This is a genomic window from Streptomyces sp. NPDC006435, from assembly GCF_040612315.1.
Lineage (GTDB): Bacteria > Actinomycetota > Actinomycetes > Streptomycetales > Streptomycetaceae > Streptomyces.
Map to the genome: position 1 here is coordinate 1 of NZ_JBEXPY010000108.1, position 3,987 is coordinate 3,987.

The 3,987-nt window shown below is 72.5% G+C and carries 3 protein-coding genes; all 3 read right to left on the minus strand.

What is annotated here, in order from left to right; all coding sequences use genetic code 11:
- Positions 1–484 precede the first annotated feature (484 nt).
- The 3 genes from ABZZ04_RS39240 to ABZZ04_RS39250 all read right to left on the minus strand — a co-directional run bounded on the left by ABZZ04_RS39240 (position 485) and on the right by ABZZ04_RS39250 (position 3,669).
- Positions 485–1,813 carry an NtaA/DmoA family FMN-dependent monooxygenase gene (locus tag ABZZ04_RS39240; RefSeq protein WP_356937024.1) on the minus strand — a complete coding sequence of 443 codons (1,329 nt, stop codon included), beginning with the start codon at positions 1,811–1,813 and terminating at the stop codon, positions 485–487.
- The gene (locus ABZZ04_RS39245) at positions 1,810–2,868 is read right to left on the minus strand and encodes an LLM class flavin-dependent oxidoreductase (protein WP_356937025.1); all 1,059 of its coding nucleotides are present in this window, start codon (positions 2,866–2,868) and stop codon (positions 1,810–1,812) included. The genes ABZZ04_RS39240 and ABZZ04_RS39245 overlap by 4 nt, the downstream gene beginning before the upstream one ends.
- A gap of 330 nt (positions 2,869–3,198) precedes the next feature.
- Positions 3,199–3,669, minus strand: coding sequence for a nucleoside 2-deoxyribosyltransferase domain-containing protein (locus ABZZ04_RS39250; RefSeq protein WP_356937026.1), 471 nt, complete (start codon positions 3,667–3,669; stop codon positions 3,199–3,201).
- Positions 3,670–3,987 lie beyond the last annotated feature (318 nt).

Genomic DNA, 3,987 nt, shown 5'->3' on the forward strand with positions numbered 1-3,987 from the left:
TGGGTGTCGCTCATGATTCCTCCAAAGGGGTTTCGAGTGAATTCCGACGGAATCCGTTTCGGCGAAACACCGCCCGGGCCCTGCCGGAATTATTTGCCTCTCGGCGAGACACTTCGAATCTAGAGGTCCGGGCAAGAGGTCACAATGAATTCCCGACGCTTCCTCGGGAGCGTGCACGACCGGGTCCGGACCGTTTCACCGATTCGTGCCGCGGTCGTCGTGGCCACCGGAATTCGACGCCGGCGCAGTGGTGTGCGCAGCGAGTGGGCCCGCCTCCGCCCCGTCTCTGCCCCGCTTCGGTCGACGTCTCCTGGGCCGATCCGGCCGAGGCACGCTTCGGAACGCGAAGACGCCCCGGCCTGTTCAAGGGGCCGGGGCGTCGTGCCGGGGTGGAGGGCGGCGGTGCCGCGCGGTGCCGACTCGGGGAGGTCGACCGGCACGGCCCGAGTACGTGTGGAGCACGTAGCGGGGTGGGGGGGGGCGGTCAGGGGCGGGGTGCCGGGGGCAGGCCGAGGTGATCGCGGAGGGTCTCGCCCGGGTAGGCGGTTCGGTAACTGCCGAGCTGCTGGAGCTCGGGGACGACCCGGTCGACGAATTCGTCCAGGCCGCCGGGGGCGTACGCGGGCACCAGGACGAACCCGTCCGCGCCGCCCGAGCGGACGTAGTCGGTCATCTGCTGCGCCACCCGGGACGGGGTGCCTATGAAGGGCTTCCCGGCGGTCAGCCTCATCACGAGTTCCCGGATGCCGAGGCGGTGCCGGGAGGCGTAGGCCCGCCACTTGTCCGCCCGTCGCAACCTGACCGGGGCCGCGGAGAGTCGGGGCCATTCGTCCGGATCCGGTTCGGGGTCGGGATCGATGTCGGGCAGCGGCCCGTCGGGGTCGTGGTCGGACAGTACGCGTCCCCAGGTCCGTTCCAGGTACCAGATCGCCAATTCGGGGCTGACCGCCTGCGCCTGGGCGGCGCGCGCGTTGTCGTGGGCCTCCTGGTCGGTGTCGCCGAGGGCGAAGGAGACGCCGGGCATGACCTTCACCTGCTCGGGGTTCCGTCCGTGGCGTGCCACCCGGTTGCGGATGTCCGCGGTGAAGTCCAGTCCGGCCGCGCCGAGATGACGGCTGTAGACCACGTCCGCGTGCGAGGCGGCGAACTCCCGGCCCTGCTCGGAGTCGCCGGCCTGGACGGTCGGTGGGCAGCCCTGGGGGCCGGGCGGGACGGTGAAGTGTCCCTGGACGCGGAACTGGGAGCCCTCGTGCCGGAAGCGGGTGGGGCCGTCCGCTGTCCAGCCGCCCCACATGGTCCGGGCGGCGTCGACGAACTCGGCCGCCCGCCGGTAGCGGTCGGCGTGCGGGAGGTAACCGCCGCGGCGGAAGTTCTCGCCGGTCCAGGCGTCCGAGGTGGTGACGACGTTCCACCCGCACCGGCCACCGGAGAAATGGTCCAGGGTGGCCAGTCTCCGGGCCACGTCGAAGGGTTCGTTGAAGGTCGCGTTGACGGTGGCGACCAGACCGATCCGTTCGGTGACCGAACTGAGCGCCGACAGCACGGTGGTCTGGTCGAGTTCGCCGGCGATGCCGACGTCGGAGACCGTGCCGCGGTGCTCGGTCAGCCGGGGGTAGTCGGCGAGGAGGAAGAAGTCGAACAGACCTCGCTGCGCGGTGCGGGCCAGGCCGGAGAAGGTGGCGAAGTCGTTGTGGTCGCCGAACCTGGGGTCGCGCCAACCGGCCGTGTGCCTGGCGGGGAAGAGCGCCGCCAGATGCATCTGCTTGCCGGTCGTGCCGGCCGTGTCCATCGTGCTCGTACTGGTCGTGTTCATCGTGCGAGTGCCGCTTTCCGGACCGGGGACGTGTTCGGCCTCGGGGCGGTCAGGCCGAGGCGTTCGCGCAGCGAGCCGCCCACGGTGCCGGGGCGGACCGGACGGTACCGGCGCAGGAGCGGGACAACCTCCTGGACGAGGCGCTCGACCGTCCCGGGGAGCGCGGCGGGCCGCAGGTGGAATCCGTCCACGGGCTCGCGCGCGGACACCGCTTCGAGGGTCGCGGCGAGTTCGGCGGCGCTTCCGGTGAACCGGAGGCGGTCCGCGGCGCCCGGCCGTTCGGGGCGGCCGTCCGCCCCGTCGCCGTCGAGTCGCACCTCGACCTCGGCGATGACCCGGACACCGGCCCCGACGCGTGCCCGTACCCTCCGCGCGTCCTGGACCTCGGTGAACACCAGGTCGGCGTCCTGGCCGTCGGCGAGCGGGGAGTGCGGGCCGAGCCGGGTCGCGAGCACCGGGTGGCCCTGCGGGGGGCGGGGCACGACGGCCGGACCCTTGATCCGGAAGTGTGCTCCCACGTGGTCGATGGGACGGACCTTGGTGCGGTCCAGGAAGCGGCCGCCCTCGGTGTCACGGATGACGGCGTCGTCCTGCCAGCTGTCCCACAGCGCGGTGACGACCTCGGTGAACTCGGCCGCCTCCGCCCGGAGTCGGCCGATCCCGGCCAGGGGTTCGGGGCCGAAGTGCGCGGCTTCGGCCGCCGAGGCCGCCACCCGTGGGCGCCAGCCCGCCCGGCCGCGGCTGATGTGGTCGAGGGTGGCCAGCGCCCGGGCCACGCGGAACGGTTCGGCGTATGTGGTCGTGACCGTCGCCACCAGACCGATGGTCCGGGTCACCGGCGCGAGCGCGGCCAGGGCGGTCACCGCGTCCGGCCGCCCGCGGCCCGGTGGGGTCACCGGGGCCATGGAGTCGTCCAGCGTGACGAGGTCCAGACCGCCCCGCTCGGCCTCCGAGGCGAGCCGCCGGAGCTGTCCGGCGCCCATCGGGTCGGGCGGCGACGCCTGCCGGGTGTCCGGATGCCATCCGGTGCCGCCGATAGCCAGGCCGAGCAACATCCAGGTTCCTTTCGGGAGTTACGCGCGGAGGACCGAGCCGTCCATACCGTGGAGCCCGAGCCGTCCGCGTCGCGGAGGCCGTGCCGTCCACACCGCGAGGAGCGGTCCGTCGCACGCCTCGGGGGTCGTCCGGTCCGCAGCCTAGGTCCGGGGGACGGCGTCGGTGCGGCGCCGAACGCGAACGGCACCGCTCCCGGCCGCAGCCGCGCGCACACTTGCACGGATGCGTGCCGCGGATGCGCCGGGGGCCGGTGTCCGGCCCCCGGTCGGGACGGTCGCGGGTGCGTGCCCGCCGGAGTGGTTCGGTGGTCTTCCGGCGCACGGTCCGGGTCACTCCGCGGTGCCGACGCGGCTCTGCTCCAGCAGCGTTCGGGCTGCCTGGACGGTGTCGGACAGGTGCCGGTGCACGGTCAGTCCCGGTCGGGCGAGCGAGAGCTGGATCCCGATGTCGCGCCTGCGGACGTAGTCCGGGTCGGCGCCCACCACGATCGGGACGTCCCGCCCGCTGTGCATCCCGAGCTCGTACAGCGCGATCGGCTGCACACTGCCCACGCTCGGGGGGAACCAGAACAGCACGACGGCGGCCCGGTGCAGGTGCTGGTACTCCCAGGTGATCTGCTCGGTGACCGGGATCGGCGCGACCGACGTGCTCCGCCGGGGGTTGAGCACCGCGACGTCGTCGTCGGCGAGCATCCCGGCCACCTCGATCTGCCAGTCGGGGCAGCCGGTGATGCCGCCCGCCAGGAACACGGCGGGCCGGGCACCGGGACGGTACTCGGCGGGGGCCTCGAAGTATTCCATCGGCTGCTCCATTTCTCGTCGGATCGCGCCGGAATCGGCCCGGGGCGACTCATTGTCCGGGCCGCGCGGAAGAAACGTCCAGGGCGGCACGGGCCCGTGAACGACCGCGGCATGAATCGGTGGAACGGTCCGGACCCGGCTGTACATGCTCCCGAGGAAGCGTCGGGAATTCGTTGTGACCTCCTGCACGGGCCCCTAGGTTCGAGGCATCTCACCGAGAGACGGCGCGTTCCGGCAGGGCCCGGACGGTATTTCGCCGAAACGGATTCCGTCGGAATTCACTCGAAACCCCTTTGGAGGAATCATGAGCGACACCCG

Excerpts from the sequence above, each read along its gene's own strand:
- ABZZ04_RS39240 (WP_356937024.1), bottom strand. The coding sequence starts at position 1,813 with ATGAACACGACCAGTACGAGCACGATGGACACGGCCGGCACGACCGGC.
- ABZZ04_RS39245 (WP_356937025.1), bottom strand. The coding sequence starts at position 2,868 with ATGTTGCTCGGCCTGGCTATCGGCGGCACCGGATGGCATCCGGACACC.
- ABZZ04_RS39250 (WP_356937026.1), bottom strand. The coding sequence starts at position 3,669 with ATGGAATACTTCGAGGCCCCCGCCGAGTACCGTCCCGGTGCCCGGCCC.